At 49.3% G+C, this 15,753-nt stretch carries 13 protein-coding genes; 7 read left to right on the top strand and 6 right to left on the bottom strand.

Annotated features, from left to right (window positions below; translation table 11 throughout):
* Positions 1-469: 469 nt before the first annotated feature.
* Genes mobA through AC0IXS_RS19440 form a run of 3 tightly spaced genes read left to right on the top strand, consistent with a single transcriptional unit; the run spans position 470 to position 3,782 of the window.
* Positions 470-991 carry a plasmid mobilization protein MobA gene (gene mobA / locus AC0IXS_RS19450; protein ID WP_471825476.1) on the top strand — a complete coding sequence of 174 codons (522 nt, stop codon included), beginning with the start codon at positions 470-472 and terminating at the stop codon, positions 989-991.
* Positions 981-3,395 carry a TraI/MobA(P) family conjugative relaxase gene (gene traI, locus AC0IXS_RS19445; RefSeq protein WP_057409473.1) on the top strand — a complete coding sequence of 805 codons (2,415 nt, stop codon included), beginning with the start codon at positions 981-983 and terminating at the stop codon, positions 3,393-3,395. Before mobA ends, traI begins: the two co-directional genes overlap by 11 nt.
* 9 nt (positions 3,396-3,404) lie before the next feature.
* Positions 3,405-3,782 carry a hypothetical protein gene (locus AC0IXS_RS19440; RefSeq protein WP_057409472.1) on the top strand — a complete coding sequence of 126 codons (378 nt, stop codon included), beginning with the start codon at positions 3,405-3,407 and terminating at the stop codon, positions 3,780-3,782.
* 5 nt (positions 3,783-3,787) lie between these two features.
* Here AC0IXS_RS19440 and AC0IXS_RS19435 read toward each other — a convergent pair whose 3' ends face one another.
* Entirely contained in the window at positions 3,788-4,372 is a 585-nt protein-coding gene (locus tag AC0IXS_RS19435) for a hypothetical protein (RefSeq protein ID WP_057409471.1), read from the bottom strand.
* A gap of 256 nt (positions 4,373-4,628) precedes the next feature.
* Here AC0IXS_RS19435 and AC0IXS_RS19430 point away from each other — a divergent pair, with 256 nt between their 5' ends.
* Genes AC0IXS_RS19430 through AC0IXS_RS19415 form a run of 4 tightly spaced genes read left to right on the top strand, consistent with a single transcriptional unit; the run spans position 4,629 to position 8,535 of the window.
* Entirely contained in the window at positions 4,629-7,247 is a 2,619-nt protein-coding gene (locus AC0IXS_RS19430; RefSeq protein WP_081021762.1) for a DotA/TraY family protein, read from the top strand.
* A 13-nt stretch (positions 7,248-7,260) separates the two neighbouring features.
* On the top strand, positions 7,261-7,740 hold the full coding sequence (locus AC0IXS_RS19425) for a FliH/SctL family protein (RefSeq protein WP_057409469.1): 480 nt from the start codon (positions 7,261-7,263) through the stop codon (positions 7,738-7,740).
* 56 nt (positions 7,741-7,796) lie between these two features.
* Positions 7,797-7,925, top strand: coding sequence for a hypothetical protein (locus AC0IXS_RS19420; protein ID WP_268873441.1), 129 nt, complete (start codon positions 7,797-7,799; stop codon positions 7,923-7,925).
* Between the two features lies 1 nt (position 7,926).
* Positions 7,927-8,535: a hypothetical protein gene (locus tag AC0IXS_RS19415; RefSeq protein ID WP_057409468.1), complete on the top strand. Its 609-nt coding sequence runs from the start codon at positions 7,927-7,929 to the stop codon at positions 8,533-8,535.
* 557 nt (positions 8,536-9,092) lie between these two features.
* Here the strand turns inward: AC0IXS_RS19415 and AC0IXS_RS19410 are convergent.
* The 5 genes from AC0IXS_RS19410 to AC0IXS_RS19390 form a co-directional block, all read right to left on the bottom strand.
* Complete coding sequence (locus tag AC0IXS_RS19410) at positions 9,093-9,977, bottom strand: hypothetical protein (protein ID WP_155516718.1); 885 nt, start codon at positions 9,975-9,977, stop codon at positions 9,093-9,095.
* Positions 9,974-11,521 carry a hypothetical protein gene (locus AC0IXS_RS19405; RefSeq protein WP_057409466.1) on the bottom strand — a complete coding sequence of 516 codons (1,548 nt, stop codon included), beginning with the start codon at positions 11,519-11,521 and terminating at the stop codon, positions 9,974-9,976. The genes AC0IXS_RS19410 and AC0IXS_RS19405 overlap by 4 nt, the downstream gene beginning before the upstream one ends.
* 184 nt (positions 11,522-11,705) lie before the next feature.
* Positions 11,706-12,941, bottom strand: coding sequence for an N-6 DNA methylase (locus tag AC0IXS_RS19400; RefSeq protein WP_081021761.1), 1,236 nt, complete (start codon positions 12,939-12,941; stop codon positions 11,706-11,708).
* A gap of 699 nt (positions 12,942-13,640) precedes the next feature.
* On the bottom strand, positions 13,641-14,819 hold the full coding sequence (locus AC0IXS_RS19395) for a glycosyltransferase family protein (protein ID WP_057409465.1): 1,179 nt from the start codon (positions 14,817-14,819) through the stop codon (positions 13,641-13,643).
* An 8-nt stretch (positions 14,820-14,827) separates the two neighbouring features.
* Positions 14,828-15,745: a glycosyltransferase gene (locus AC0IXS_RS19390; RefSeq protein WP_057409464.1), complete on the bottom strand. Its 918-nt coding sequence runs from the start codon at positions 15,743-15,745 to the stop codon at positions 14,828-14,830.
* Positions 15,746-15,753: the final 8 nt, after the last annotated feature.

Genomic DNA, 15,753 nt, shown 5'->3' with positions numbered 1-15,753 from the left:
CCGACGCCACGCGGGCGAGTGTGGGGAGTCCAGAGGGGCAAAGCCCCTATGGGGCGCATCGGAAACCACGGCCAGTTCTGAAGGCTGATCAACCTTCCCCTTTCAAAAATGCCCTTTGCTTTTTTGTATAGCGCCTCAACGCATCAAGTCATTTTATGAAAAACCCGAAAAATTTCGACCCATATATCGTTCCAAAAATAGTGGTACTAGTATGGTAAGACTGTGCTAACAAGCTGGTAATTTTGTGGCTATAGCGTGTAACCATTGTGGTAGCTTTGTGGTGGCAATGCGGTAACTGCATGGTAAGATTGTGTACACATTGTAGCAACTCTGTGGCAACTCTGTGGCATCATGGTGCGAACATTGTGTAAGTACGTACTTTCTCTAGGCGCCGAGCCGTATTTGACCATATAAAAACTCCAAGCTACCTTCTCCGTGGAAGTCATGATGATCGAGGACAGGGTGTGGTTTGAGCTACCGCGCACTTCGTGCTGGTATCTCATCGGGGCTCTTCCTCGCTTCGCTCGTCATCATCCCTAACCTGCCCTGCTCAGGGCTGCGCCCCGAGACCCCTGCCGCCGTGCGGCCATTAGAGTCGGAGTTTGTTATGGTCAATGGTCGTTCTGGTTCGGATACAAGGAAACGAACTGTGGTCGTTCACACTCGCTGTTTGCCCGAAGAGGCAGATGCATTGAAAGCTAAAGCTGAGGATGCAGGCATATCATTGTCGATGTTTATTCGTTGTGCTGGATTAAGTCGCCGCATAAGGAACCAATCAGATCGCATCATCTGTGCAGACATAAAGACGTTTGCAGCTCAGCTCCGTAGTTTAGGCGGATTGCAAAAAAACTTATTTAATAGCAGCCGTGGTGGGTATTCACAGCAAACATCTGAGTTGTTGATTGCGTTTAAGAATGCCGTTGACGAGGCGACAAGGGCACTCAAACGTATAGCGCCTGACGTCGAGGAAGTGGATAGCGATGATCGCTAAGATCGTTGGCCGACGAAGCGATGGAAAGACAAGTTTCCGTAGTCTATCCAAGTACATAAATAGTTTTCGACATGGTATTGATCCTGAGACCGGTGAGGTCACTGAAGGAGCTGTGGCAGTGCAAACAAACTGCCTTTCTGAGGATACCGCGTGGATTGAAATGTGGGGTACTTCGGTTCGAAGTAAGCGCACGAAAGATCCGGTAATGCACCTCGTTCTGAGCTGGTCAGAAGGAGACTACCCAACCGATGATCAAGCTTTTGATGCCGGTAAATTCGCGCTCGCTGCTATTGGGCTTAACGGTCATGAGTATCTGTCGGCCATACACCGTGATACCGACAATGCGCACTTGCATATCATGGTGAATAAGGTTCATCCAGATAGACACCGAGTACCGAAAATGTCGTATTCGAAATTCACATTAGATAAGGCAATGCGGCAGATCGAAATTGACCAAGGGTGGAAACACGATAATGGGCCTTTTTCCGTCAAAGAGGTTGACGGTAAGAAGTCTATAGATTGGACTTATACGAGTGCAGCACACCGGCTCAAGGCACGGGAAGGGAGTCGCGCCGATTTGCCGGAGAAGGCCCGGCAGTTTGAAGTTCACAGTGGTAATGAGTCGTTAGCGAGCTATGCCAAAGGACCGCCCAAAGATGATGCCAAGGCGCTAATGGAATCCGCGAAAGCTTCGTGGCAGGCGCTGCATACTATACTTGCCACTCATGGACTTGAGTTGAGACCAGCAAATGACCGAAACAACGCTTTCTACGTGGCGTCGGTAAGTGATCCCGCCCAGGCTCCGATCAAGGCATCTGACATGGGGTTGGGTGGGGGAAAACTCATAGAGCAGCTTGGCCCATACGAGCCACTTAAAACCAGGTATTTTGAACGGGAAGCGTTAGAGAATCAGAACTACAGCAAGCATCGCCCATTGCGCGATCCAACCAAGCGTGCCGACAACCGCGAGAAGCGCGCCAAAGAACGCGCAGAGTTGCGCGGCAAATATGAAGGTTTTGTCGTTGAGTGGAAGGCTAGGAAAGCTCCGGCTAAGGCTGAGCTAGCCCACACTCAGAAGTTGCGGCGTAAAGCCCTCACCGATCTACTTAGGGCAGAACGGGAAGGCATCCGGCGAAGTGGGCTAGACGGCAACCATCGCAGAGCACTTCTGTCGGTCGCAGCGTTTACTGCTGCGACCAAACGAGACGAACTAAAAGCCATATTTAAAGCTGAAAATGCCAGTTTACGAAAAGAGAAACATCTGTCTTATCGGGAATGGGTTGCAGATTGTGCAGAGGTCGGTGATCCAGCAGCTATAGCGCAGCTTCGGGGCTTTTCCTACGCAGACAAACGCAAAGGCAAACATCCCCAAGAGCCGGATGTCGCGGACGTACAGCGACCCTACTTCACGGCCACTTCGGATAGCGATCTTGACCCGGCACGGCCTGCAAGGCTTTCGGAGCGCGTTAGGTGGGCTGTTGATCGTTCGACTGGTGTTGTTAACTATTCGGTCAATGATCGGTTGGCGTTCCGGGATGAAGGACAGCGCATCACTTTCAACAAGGACAGCCGCAACGATGCGGATAGCATCGAGATAGGGTTGTTGCTGGCGAAGGAGAAATTCGGCGCTGTAGCGGTGCATGGCGGGCAGGAATTCAGGGATAGGGTGCTTGCTACCGCGGTTGAGCGACGGCTGGATGTGCGGTTTGCTGATCCTGAGCTTGAACAGCGACGCAAAGATGCCATCAATGCCGACATTGATCATAAGCGTCAGCGCTTCATAGAGGATCAACAGCAGTTCGATGTTATCCGTGCGCAACACGAGGCCAAGAAAGCGCCCCGGCAGGCCGCTATGACGCGAGATGAGGCGCAGCAGGCGCTATCAGCACCGGCACCGGTTCGGCCAGTCCGCGATTATGTTGAGATGGATGCTGTCGAGGCTGATGTGGCTCTGTATCGGTCTAGACTGGATCGTACATACGGGGAGTCCCGGGGCGAGCGGCCAGACCCGGAGAAGGCAGTCGGCTTCATTGGCCAACACATGGCGAAGGGCAAGGCCATGCAGTGGGACAATGATTTTGGTAAGAATGTAGAGCGACCATCCGAGGCTCGGCGCGATCACTTAAACAGCCATCATCCCGACGCTATTAAGTTTAGAGATGATGCGTGGAATCAGGCGTTAAAAACGCATGATTCATCAGTAAATGCTTGGATAAAAAAGTGCGATTATGCGAGGCACACGTTGATGAATACGCACGTTAATAGTGAGCCAGCAGTACCGAATCAGGACGTTCAGCGAGCAGCACGGCAGACCGAAGCTCAGCGTTTGCAGCAGCATCAGGAAGAAAGAGAGCGTGAGCGTCAGAACTCATTGAACCGGGACTCGCCGAATTTGGATATGTGAGGGTGGATCATGCTCGATACAATGAAGTACGTGTGGCGGTTCAACCCGGAAACGCAAGAGTTCGACGATGTTTTGCCGCTCATGGTGCGTAACGACCCCGGGGCGTATTACGTCATTCGAGACGGTTTTGGTGATTTGTGGGTGCATGATCCTTGGGGGCGTGAGTGCCATGCGAATTTTGAATATGTGGAGGTATACGGTATGACATTCGATAGAGAGCAGTTCGACCCGGAAGGGGTCGATGGGCAGCGCACAACTGAAGAACCACCCACGAGGTCGCTGTATTATTCGCTCACCCCAGAGGAGCTGGACGACCTGCGTACAGAAATGCGGCGCGACGGCCAATTGATGAAAGAACGGCTTGCTGTCTGGGGCAAAAAATTTTGAGCCGTCTAATCGGTATCTGATTTTGTGGCGGCATAGCGAGCCTGTAAAGCCTTGTAGCGTTCCACTATCCCGCGATAGGCACATTCAAGCGGAGAGCCGAGCTGTTCAAGGTTCGGCATTATTGGCAATCCTATTTCTGGGGACGCCAATTTTATCGAAGGTAGCCGACCGCGAGCTGGTGAGGGGCGGTCTACTCCGGCGTTCAACAGGGCGCGATTGAATGCATCCAAAGCTGCCCAGATAGCAGCTTTCCGGGACTCACCGACGGTACACCCCTGTTCCGTCAAGGCAGTGGCCGCATAACTCAACGTAAGAGGTAAAGTATTCAGTGACGCTTCAAGCTGCTTACGTCTAAACGCAGCATCGTGAGCTGTCTTCCACGCCTTCCACTCCTCTACTTCAGCCTTATTTAGTAACTGGATTGCATGTTGCGGCAGCTCGGTATCCCATCGGCTGATCGTACAGACATAGGTTTGCTTTTGATTGCCGCCCTTGGTCGTCTCATCGAGCATGCGAACGCAAATCACAGAGTTGCCAACGTACTGAATACCTAAAGTTTTGTTGTCTTGATACTTGAGCTTGAATCTCACTTTTCACCTTATCTGCTGGCAATTTTTTGAGTGACTGGAGTCTACGTTACGGACCATTCTAAATAAACATCATTGTTGCGATGTATACATACACCCCAATCAAGATGAAAATATATATTAATAATAAAAACAATGGTTTAAATCAAAACTTTCTTAATAGATGGACTATAGTCCACAACCTAGTTTTTACATACCTTTTAAAGGATGCCGAACGCCTATAGACTTTCTCGTGAATTCCCCCCGAGAGACTATCCAGATGGCAGGAATGCCCTTTTCACCGTGTGACACAACGGACGGCGCAAGCAGTTGCTCAGATGCAAGTGTGGGAGTACTTAGAGCAGTCTTTGGGCCGGTCATTGACGCTTTGTCACAAGGCAACGACCCTGAAACTGTCACTGCCACCTCTAACGTGCTGGCCTCAATGTTCGTACAGTACAACTCTGGTCTGCTGATACTGGCGTCCTTATTCGTTTCGTATATCGCCATTATCGGCGTCGCTAACACGGCTAATGAGGGCGAAGCGATGGGCAAGGCATGGAGTTCGCTTTGGACTCCGCTGCGCATCGTGTTCGGTGGTGGAGCCTTACTGCCCGCTTCAAGCGGCTATTCGATTATCCAGATCATCGTACTGACAATTGGACTTTGGGGCATTGGTTTTGCCAACGGCGTATTCAAAGCCGGTGTTGAAAACGGGATTGTTAACGGATCGCTCAGCAGCGTTAGTAGCCAGCTTGGATTTGGTAGTGGCGCGAAGCCCAACCCCAACTATCCGTTGTACGACATTCGCCAGTTTGGCCAAGCCTATTTGGCGTCGAGCTGGTGCGCCAGATCCCTCAATGCAATTTACGGCTCGCTTGACCAGCATACCGCTGTACAAGCGCTTTCAACGCCTGACTCCAAGGTAGATGACGGCATTGGACGACAGGCTGCGACGTATCTCATCAAAGATCGCAATACGGCCACCAACCTTGGCGGTGGAACGCCAATTTGTGGATCGATCAAGGTCTATAGCTTTAGTGTTCCTGCGGAGCTGATAACGACCTCTCCCTCTACGGGTACAATTTTTAATCCTGCTACGATTACTAGCAATAAGGCCGCGATGCAGGCGGTACGGCTTGCCACGCTTAACGCCAAAATCATTGCCATGAACAAGGTGATGGCTGATATTGATGCATGGGTGAGAACTTGGCCGACGGATATAAACAAGAACGGATGGGATACCGTTAAGAGCGATCGCTTTAACCTCATTATCAATCAAGCCCAAAATACGCTCACTCAAAATCTAACGTCCCAAATGGCGAACGATACGACACTAAAAAAGATAATGGCTAAGTACGTCGATGATGTAACAGAAGACGGCTGGGCGATGGCGGGGGGATTTTATCAGCGTCTCTCCGGCATTAGGCAGGAGATGGGGGCTATGTTTGCAGAGCCTGTTGCAGTTGCAACGCAGCCAAACCTCAATATGCTGCCTAAAGACGCGGCGGCACGGTTGGCATTAAACAGTTACCAAACGGTCTATCAAGCAATTATTAGCAAATCGCTTGATGGCTCAAGCTACAAACAACCCGTAACGCCTAATGCAGCAGATATTAAAGCTGCTTTAGCTCCGGCATCGCTGGATGATTTGAATGTCGACACCTTGGGTAGCCGTGGCGACAGCATTATGAGTAACTTCATCGGCTGGGGCATGGAACGCGTTACAGCCACGCTGATTGGCACGGATGGTGATGTTGACGCAATTTCTCGTATCAAGACTACTGGTGATGTACTGGCACTTATGCAGGCATCCGCTATTACAACTAATCGTGTCGTGCATACTGCGTTATCAGGTGCCAAGGCCGTAGCAGCTGGGGTTGGATCAGTATCTTTTTTCGGAACTAGTGTTGACGCTACCCCGCTAGCTGACACGTTGCTTGAGTGGGTAATCTACAATTTCTTAAAACCACTGGTAGAAGTCGCTAGCTGGGTAGGAGTATTAGCATTTTACTTTGGTGTTTTTCTGCCGTCACTGCCCTATACCATTTTCATTATTGCCGTGGTCGGCTGGGTGCTTGGTGTTCTGCAATCAGTTGTGGCTGCGCCACTATGGGCATTGACGCACATGACGCCAGAACGTTCGTTTATTGGATCGCAGACCCAAGGTTATTTAATGTTGTTGTCCCTGTTTGCTCGACCTGTACTGATTGTTTTCGGTTTGTTTGCAGCGATGGCAATAGCAAATCCAATTCTGCTGTACATCAGTAAAGCATTTTGGGCGATGCACGCAGCCAACGTGACCAGTGCGGAGTCTTTAGGCTGGTTTGTTGAGTTCTTCCAGTGGCGCAACTGGTTAATCATGTATGGTCTGCTATTGCTGCCTGTCATCTACATGATCTTTGGACTATCGCAGACTTTGCCGGATGTGGTCTTGAAATGGATCGGCATCGGCATCGACTCTATGGGGTCGACGCAAGCTACTAGCGAGATGCGAAGCAACACAGAAAAATTTGGGCCAAGCAGCTTGGGCAGCGGTAGTGTCGGAACAAAGCCAATCCCCGGAGGAGGAACATCTGGCCTTCGAGATGACAGCGGCAATAACAATGGTGGTGACCGGGGTGACCGAAAAGACGGTGGGGCTCCACTTAACATAGGCCCACAAGGCGTTGCTCCTAATATGGCTGATGAATCATTAGGTGGTGCGTCCTCTTCTGAATCCTCGACCCGGCCCAGTGGCCGAGTCGGTGAAAGTCTGATGCTGGGCCCACGAGGTGGTGTTTTGCCTGAGACTTCAGCTAATCCTGCGGGGTCAGATGGAAAAGATTCTTCGTCCGAAGTCAAAAAACCCAATAGTCAGGACCGTAACGCAAACGACGACAAGCCCATAATTTCATAAAGGAATAGAAACCATGTCATATGACTTTAATGCAGAAACCACAGGGGTCATTATCGGCCGCAGGCAGGGTTACCAAAAAGGACGCAATGAAGGTTACGACGCAGGCTTTGAAGATGCAAATAGCCAATGGATCGAGGTTAATAATAAATGGAAAGCGGGTTATGCCCAGCTTAAAAAAGAAAACGAACAGCAGGCAAAGACTATAAAAGAGGCAAACTTTGCAATGTCTAGTCTTGCGATTATTGCAATGAGCACAATGCATGGGTTAGGCAATGCACATGATAAAGAAATAAACAAAGTTGTTCTGCACTATTGCGAGCTTTCGAGAAGTTGGTTGGATGGTGGTTACATACGCACTTCTCCGGCTCAGGAACCTGTACTTATACAACTTTCACCTCACATTTGTGAGGTTATGCAAGGGTGGTGTAATCGAATGATCGATGCACATGAGCGAGAAAAACTGCATATCCATCACTCTGACCCCTCTCAGTGATTTTTCAGCCCAGGAGGACAAAATAATTTCTATAACTGAATCCGGAGTAAGAAACCATGAAAGAAGGACCCAAGACGGAAGAAACACCAGCTCAGGACATCATGAACGCGCTTCTCGCTGTAGCTGAAAAAATATTGGCTAATATATCTGTGAAACGTCGCCGTTGTGCGCGTAAGGTGCTTTGAAATGAGGTTTTTTAAAACTGCTCAGAAAGCTGTAAAGTTCGCTTTCGTGTCTATGCCGCTTTCTGTCTTCGGATGGCGCAATATTTCATCTAATCACCGGCATTTGAAAGACTTGGTGAGCACGATAAGAAACCCGCACTGCCCTATGTGCGACAAGGGCGTGATGTTCGTCCACCGCGACGCAGAAGCGGACGAAAAATCGCTTTACCCATGGACGTGCTCCGCGGACTGCGGCTTTGGCGTCCTCACAAAGCGAGATCAGAAATCAATTACGGAAGTGTTGCTGCCGCTGATCAAAAAAAAGGGGCGTGCTCAACTTGACGGTATGAGCGAAGAAGAGCAAACCAGTCTTATCAAGTCACACACGCGACAATCTCGAACGTTCTGGGCATTTGCGGTGCTTTGCCCGCTTATCGCTTTGTACAGCCTGGCAACAAGTGGAATGGCCCTCACTTGCATCAGTATTTTTTCCATGACACTGCCCTTCTCGATTCTCGCTGTCAAATGGAGCTATCGCGCATGGCAGGTACGTACCGGCACGCTGTACGTGGAAGGCGCATTCAAACAGTTCGTGAAGCGCGGACTTTGGATTCCGGGGATCGACAGATGATTAAGCAAAAAAACATCGCGGGCAACTTGGTTATCGGAGACTCGAAATACTGGGCTGCGCTTGAGTATGCAGCGGATCAGTTTTTGGCCCGTGAGGCTGCCGTAATGAGGAACAGAGCCGGGAACGACGTTTCCCCCCGCTCTGCTAGGGCCATAGGGGCTTTGCCCCTCTGGACTCCCCAGGTCTGCCTTGCGACGCGGCGGGAAGCTGACGGGAAGAACGTCCATCAGCTTCCCTTGCAGAGGTTAAGGTCACTACTAACACGTCAAGGATGAAGGCTACGCCCCGGCGCTCCGTTCATCGGGCAGGCCCGATGAGCCGGTGCGGCGGCCCCTGACATGACTAAGAACGATGTTGACAGCCTGTTGTGCTAAAAGTGAAAACCTACATCTCGCGTAACTTTTTGAATGTCGAAGGACAAATCATTACTACCTCAGACAATCTCGAAGAAATCACAGCAACAGCCAATCGAAATTCAACTAGACAAGGTCAGCGAACCCAACATTTCTAGAGGCAGACCTAATACCACTTATGGTTTACCTGCGCACTTCCAAAAACTATGTTTTTGAAACTTTATTCGGCTTCTTTCCAACATTACGATGTGCTTCCCGGAACAAATCGTAAACTGCCTCAGCTTCTAGGGAGGGAGTAGCATCTTTTTTACTGCAAAAAATATCGTAGTATTTATTGAACATGGAACGGTCACGTGCCTTGTGCCAAGTCCAGCCTATACCAAGACTTCCCCGCTGCGGAAGTTTTCCAGTTGCAGTCCGATTCATAACAAAACCAAAAACGTCGTTATTTAGACTTTTTACAAGCGTAAAGGTCAAATCTGCGATACTTGCAATGGAGACCTTATTTAGCGACACTGGTTTCTCTAAAAATTTACTATGAGCATGAAGGCCTAATGCTGAGGCGTTTTTTACTCCAAGCTTGCCAAACCTGTGAGTACAACAATGGCGTAGTTGAATTATTTGGTCAAACTGCTCCAAAAGATTACGAGTGCCAACTGATACATTTTCCAGCCCTACAAATTTTTTTAGTGACGGGGCTATTACTTTTTGCGTTGAAAAGCTTGTTTCTTCCAACAAAGCATCTGGGAGTGCTTCTTTGGAATGATGTATAGCAGCAGCGTAGGACACTTGGTGTGGCGCACATAGATCTCTGGTGAAAGGATCACAATGAATCAGCCTAGTAATCAGCGACCGCATATACCCCTCAACTGCAGAGAGATAACCTATTAATAGCAACCTGCTAATTTCAGGAGCTATCTCCTCTGTCGGCCCCAAGCTCGTCCAATGCTTATTTAATAAAAGCGAGTTATCCAAAAACAAATCTACAGGAGACCCTTCTTTTTCAACATAACTGCCATCAAAGAGCTTTTCCGTATCAATTGCGGTTTTGAGCGGACGCACCGTCACGATTGCTGCATAATTACTCATGATAGGTAATCATCAACAAAACTGTTTAGCACATCGACAATGCGAGCTGTACGTCTACGACCAAACCCCGACACGCTTAGCAAATCTGCCGCCGGATCCTGTTTAGCCAGATAGTCCCGAATTGTTCTAAAAAACGGGAGATGCTCCCTAATTTGGTTTCTTTGCCAGTCTGTCAAACCAGGAACTTCGTCAATTAAAGCGTCCAAGCACTGGTGAAAAGCAGATGCATCTACTAGCTGGTGTCCGCAAGCATGACAAAAACGCTGATTATCTGAAAGTCTTCTTTCCTTACAGTTTGCACACTGCGGCAAAGCCAAGCTAAGTCCTTTTACAAACTCCTTACCTACGATAGAGGCCAAACTCTTCCTAAGTGGATGTTTCGTAGACTTGAATCTAATAGCTTCTAAATTCTGCTTAATAGAACCAGATCCCTCCTCGGCGATGAAAGCCCCTATATTTAGAAGGAGGCTGCTATGGGGTATGAATTTTTTGTATATACGTAATGGAGTACCATGCTTAACCTCACCGTCATCAAAGATTAATCCAGCCTCAATCAACAACCGCAGTGTTCGTTCTAACAGAGGTTCAATCACCTCTGTCCGAAGCCCATACGTTATTCCCTTTTCTTGACGCTTTAACAACGGTCGATTGTAATCTTTGAGTGAAACACAGATCGCATGGACCAACTTCTCGCCAGATGCAACCAATATTTCTAGCTTAGGTGCTTTTTTCCCAAGGGTTCTAAACTCACCAAGACGCGCGCTGAGGTGCTCATTGATTATACGAGTCACACCCTGCTGAGCAGTCCTAAAGCCACCTCGCTGGTAATCCTCTAACATGGTTAGGTAAGCGCGCGGCACTCCAAATGCGGCAAACCTGAGTAATGCTTGAACATCATCGGGTATTGATTCAAGTTTCTTCACCCTCACTGCTGCAATATCTTTCATGATCGACTCATATTCGGAGTCTTCTGTCGAGATCCACGCCGGGATGGACACAGCGTCTTGCCCCATATGGAAGCGAGGACTCATTTCAGTGGTCCCAGGATAAACTGAAATTTTGGGAGCAATGGTAGAGGATTTGAGCGATCGAGCGATATCGAGAAACTCGATTAGATACTCCGGAGTAAGCGTCATCGCCGCGTCATCTAACAGCAGCACTGAGAATTTACGGCCTGCAGTGTGGCAAAGTTCATCGACAATGCGCTTCACACGGTCAATAGATAGAGAGTCGGAGAGTTTAGCGAGATCCCCTTCTATGGTTTGGTTACGCTCTAGCTTTGTTGCAAGCGTTAAAAGCGACTCATAAGCATAGCCATACGAGAAAAGCAATTCGTCCACTACAGATAACTTGGGTAGCCATTCCTCGCTGCTTTCACGTGTAGAAAGTAATATCCTAGCCAAAACCCAAGAATGAAAAAGCTGTGAAGCTCCAGCGTTGCTCGACAGCAAAGGCTCAAGGCGAAAATAACGTTGAAAAGATGCGAATATTGCGAAAGGCTTATTTTTGTTCTCTCGGCAAGAAAGCCAAGCAAACCGCATCATGTGAGTTTTCCCGCACCCGCGAGGTCCCACAACGGTCCGTAATGCTTTATTAGTGAGTTCTAGTGTAACGCGCTGAAATAAAGCCCCTCCATCTGAGGTCTCGCGATGCAAGTCTTCAAGCGGAATATAGTCTGCTCGGTGTTGTAAAGTAGTGCTCAGCACGCTGGAGTCAATTGACTTAGTGCTAGCGTTCATATATTTGCCTTGGAATTTTTAAGTCGAGCAAAGCTTCGGTTGTTATAAATCTAGCACCGACACCATGGGCGATAGCACGAATAGCTGCTCGACCAGCCCCCCCTGTCAGATAACCAAGGACTTGTTGGCGGGCGAAGGGTGCTACCCGAAGAATAAATACGCAATCTGAAACCAGAACGACTCCCGCTTCCACAACACATACTTTTTCTTCTAAATTCCTTCCAACCCTTGCCAACAAAATATCTCCGGCAATAGCTTCAATTCCACCAGCCAGATTTCTAACGCTTGGCAACAATGTGAAATTAGGAGGAACCTGGACCTGTCCCAGGACGAAATTTGTGGTATGGAAAACAGGAAGGGGGCAGGTTTTCAGCTCACTTGATGAGAATGTACCACGCCTGAGCATTGTAGTAATGTCGCGCAATAGTACGTGGTCACAACTTTGATCTGAGTTTGCGGCTACTAGGTAGGAATAATCTAAACGTGTGCCTGCCTCTTCCGCCGAGACGGATATTTCTCTCGACAGTAAACCGTTTGATTCAAGCCGCTGAACTTTTATGGCGTCTCGTGCACCTGGACTTTTTCTCAAGATTACAATATGCGCTTTAGCATCCGTCCTCTTAAAAACCCCGCGAGGTAACTCCACAACTCTTTCAAGAGAGTGCGATGTAGCCAAGACTTTACGGAGCCCTGAGTATTTCTCCCCTGCTACTATGCCATCCGGAAGAATTAGACCTAATTTGCCACCCGATTTAATAAACCGAAGATTTTGCGCAATAAACAACACTTCCGCAGGGGCAGTGCTCAGCTGCGGGAGAATGTGACTCAGCCCCGCGTCTTCAAGAATCTCACCGAAATGTTTTTGCCACTTCGGTCGAATATAAGGAGGATTACACAATGCAGAATCTACAGAGCCGAAAGGCACCCCTATTTTTTCGTCTATAGAGCCATCGAGCGCATCCCCAACATGATGTGTGAATAGCTCTCTTTGGGTTTTTGAAAGAGACGAACTTCCCGCATTTTGATCAATGTCAACAGTGATGAATTTCGCTTGATCCCAATGAAGACTGGCCGCTCCCACTAAGGCACCGTCTCCTGCCCCTAAATCGATTACTAAGCTTGGAGAGCAAGCAGACATCCTGTCAATCAAAAGGCCTGCAACTCCTTCCGCGGTATAGTATCGACCGTAAAGGTCAGAAGTTTTTGGTAGGTGCCGTAAATCCATGTTTTTTTAGCTTCGTAGTAAAATTTCAAGTCGCGTGCGGTGCGCGGCACACTGCTTTATCCAACGTGCTGGCACTGGAGACGTCAAGATACAGGGAATGCGGTAGCCTTACCATGAGCCTTCTACGCCCCACGGGCGCTTGTCACCATAAGCTGCGAATCCCGCCTGAATCTACAGCTCATCCAAGCCATGAGGCATGCAGAGAATGAGAGGGGTACGAGCAGAGAAAAGCCTGTTGCAAACCGGGACAGGGCAAGAGCAGCGGTCCCAGCCTGCCGAGTTCTACCTAAAAAGGGCATTCTGTAGGTAGAGAACATCGGTCTTGTCGCAGAGATGGCTCGGAGACTTCGCCGGGCGGTGCCAAGCAGTCTAAATGCGTTCTCTAAAACTGTAGGTACACAAGCTTGGCTTCGTAGTCCGCTGGCCAAGTCCAACTGCACATGAGCGACCCATGAGTGTGGATGAGTACATATATGAGTACAATTTTTTATAACATCTATAAATATCCAATCAATTCAACTATTTACGATACAAGTCACGGATCAACGTCTGAGGAGCACACAGAGGCGCTCAAGGCATTTTTATCGTAGCAACCTGCACTGCCCGCAGCATCAGAAACAGAAAAGCCCCGACGCTCGGGGCTTTTTTGTTTCCGTTGGTCCTTCAGACGCCACGCCCGACAACCGGGCAAATTGATGTCTATACAGTTTTTCGTGCACTGCTTAGAACGTCGAGCACTTGGCGCTCCAGTCGCTCGATCGAATAGTCAGCGACCAACCTCATCTGCGCCTTGGCGACCTGCGTCGAACGCCTCTGGCTGTCATGAATCAAAGCTTCAACAGCGCTTATCCATTCCTCTGTCGTGGTCGCAAGCAAGCCGCAACCGTCTGAACAGCAAACATCGTAGATCGTGTCAGCGCTCGCTACGACTGCCGTCCCTACCGATGTGTATTCAACCCACTTCGTGTTGGCCTTGACTGCGTTGAAGTCGGTTTTGGCCAACGGGCAAATGCCGACATCCCAGTTCAGCGAGGAGAACTTTTCAAGGAATTCCTCATATATCGGAACGGGCGGGATGACATTAACGCGATCACCAAACTCTTCCAGCACCGTAGGCTTAGGGATCGAGCCGAACAGTTCAAATTCAACCTCAGGATTTCTGCGCAACACCTGAATCAGTGCAGGCAGCACCATTTCAAGATCATGAGCATGGTCAAATCCCATGTAACCGATCTTTTTCACCGGCCGATTCACGGAAGGCGCCAGGACCTTGCCTGAGCAGTAGATCTCACCCACTTTGAAATTCGATTTAAAACCGTACGACAAAAAACGCTGCTCCAGCGCCTTGGTCGAGCAGTAGATCAGATTCACGTTTTCCAAAAGATGCCGAACAGCCTCCAGTCTGGGCGGGCGGTTATGGAATTCATGCTTCTTCTTGCCAATCTCCAAAGGCACGTTGAGCAAGTCGTCGTCAACGTGAAAAACGGTAGGAATACTCAGCTTTCCGGCTAACTTGGTGAGGTATTCAGTGTGAGGACCGCTGTATCTGCAAAACACCATGATGGTGGGTTTGAATTGCATCACACGCGTTTTGATCCAAGCCTGCACCTCAGCTTTGGAGAGACGAAGATCAATCTGCTCCTTCATCTGGAACTCACTCAACAGTTCCGTCACCACAGTGCCCTGCTCGATTCTAGGTGCCAATGGTTTAAGGAAGCTGAGTTGCAGTGTTGGAATGAGCGCGTTGGCGACGAATAAAATACGTTCGCAGCTAGGCTCGGTGGGGCACTCGTGGACAGGCTCCACAACAACCTCATCTTGATCACGACCGAATACACCACTGATCGCCGTTTTGACTTTTTCTATATAGCTGCGCATCTGAAATCCTAGTTTTTTACACGGCTGATCGAACGCTCGTATTCCTTAATTGCCTTGTTGCGAATTCGCTTTTGGTCATAAACGCTCTTGTGGGGTATGTAACCACAGCGCTTGTCATACGCTTCGTTCCTGTCATTGAAGAAGGAGCGAAAGGGCTGAGGGACCAGGTGCCCGTAACGAATCTCACGGAAGAGTGAGGGGCGGAAGTAACCATGCGCGATCTCGTCCCTGATCTGTTCAATGCTCAATACCCCGGCCTTGAGCATTCTGCGCACCTCGTCAAACCACAGATAGCCATTCGAATTGCGCGTCGAAGCCCACGGTTGCGTTCCCATGTCGGTGTAATGAATCAGACAAGTGCCCGCGTCGTAATGCTCAAGGCTGTTCCATTCGAAGGGTACGCCATAACCCACTTCGTTCTCAGGGAGAATGCAAAGTTTCGACATCAACTGGTCGTAGGTGTAACGCTCCTCATCCATGCCCTGGACTATTTCATTGACATCCCAATCCAGGCGAGCACAGTCCAGCAGCATGACGGCACACTGCTTTTTCCTTTCCTTGGGCGCGTTTTCTTTTGCCATGGTGACGTCCGCGAACTTCACCTCTTCCTGAATCAGAATTTTTGCACCGTTGAAAGGCAGATCCCATAGCTTGCGGATATCCCGGAAAACCAGCATGTCCGCATCCATGTAGATAGCCTTGCCCCTGTAACCAGCCAGCTTGGGGATGCAGAAACGGCTGAACGAAAAGCCGGTACGCTGGCCGTTGCGCGGATCCTTGGGCTCCGGAACAGGCAGGTCAAGCATCGGGATCACTTCGACTCTGGCCGTCGTGTGCCGCTTGATCGAATATTCCAAGACAGGAACCGCCAGCAATTGCGAGCGATCAACACCAACGTAAACCCGAATGACGTCATCGTTTTCCAACGAAATTT

Source organism: Pseudomonas sp. AC016, from assembly GCF_979253365.1.
Note: the sequence above shows the minus strand (reverse complement) of the source record. Positions and strands in the feature narration are given on the sequence as shown.

Bases quoted from the DNA above. Each gene is read 5' to 3' on its own strand.
- AC0IXS_RS19415 (WP_057409468.1), top strand. From the start codon at position 7,927: ATGAGGTTTTTTAAAACTGCTCAGAAAGCTGTAAAGTTCGCTTTCGTG.
- traI (WP_057409473.1), top strand. From the start codon at position 981: ATGATCGCTAAGATCGTTGGCCGACGAAGCGATGGAAAGACAAGTTTC.
- AC0IXS_RS19425 (WP_057409469.1), top strand. From the start codon at position 7,261: ATGTCATATGACTTTAATGCAGAAACCACAGGGGTCATTATCGGCCGC.
- AC0IXS_RS19440 (WP_057409472.1), top strand. From the start codon at position 3,405: ATGCTCGATACAATGAAGTACGTGTGGCGGTTCAACCCGGAAACGCAA.
- AC0IXS_RS19430 (WP_081021762.1), top strand. From the start codon at position 4,629: ATGGCAGGAATGCCCTTTTCACCGTGTGACACAACGGACGGCGCAAGC.
- AC0IXS_RS19405 (WP_057409466.1), bottom strand. From the start codon at position 11,521: ATGATGCGGTTTGCTTGGCTTTCTTGCCGAGAGAACAAAAATAAGCCT.
- AC0IXS_RS19420 (WP_268873441.1), top strand. From the start codon at position 7,797: ATGAAAGAAGGACCCAAGACGGAAGAAACACCAGCTCAGGACATCATG.
- AC0IXS_RS19410 (WP_155516718.1), bottom strand. From the start codon at position 9,977: ATGAGTAATTATGCAGCAATCGTGACGGTGCGTCCGCTCAAAACCGCA.
- AC0IXS_RS19400 (WP_081021761.1), bottom strand. From the start codon at position 12,941: ATGGATTTACGGCACCTACCAAAAACTTCTGACCTTTACGGTCGATAC.
- AC0IXS_RS19395 (WP_057409465.1), bottom strand. From the start codon at position 14,819: ATGCGCAGCTATATAGAAAAAGTCAAAACGGCGATCAGTGGTGTATTC.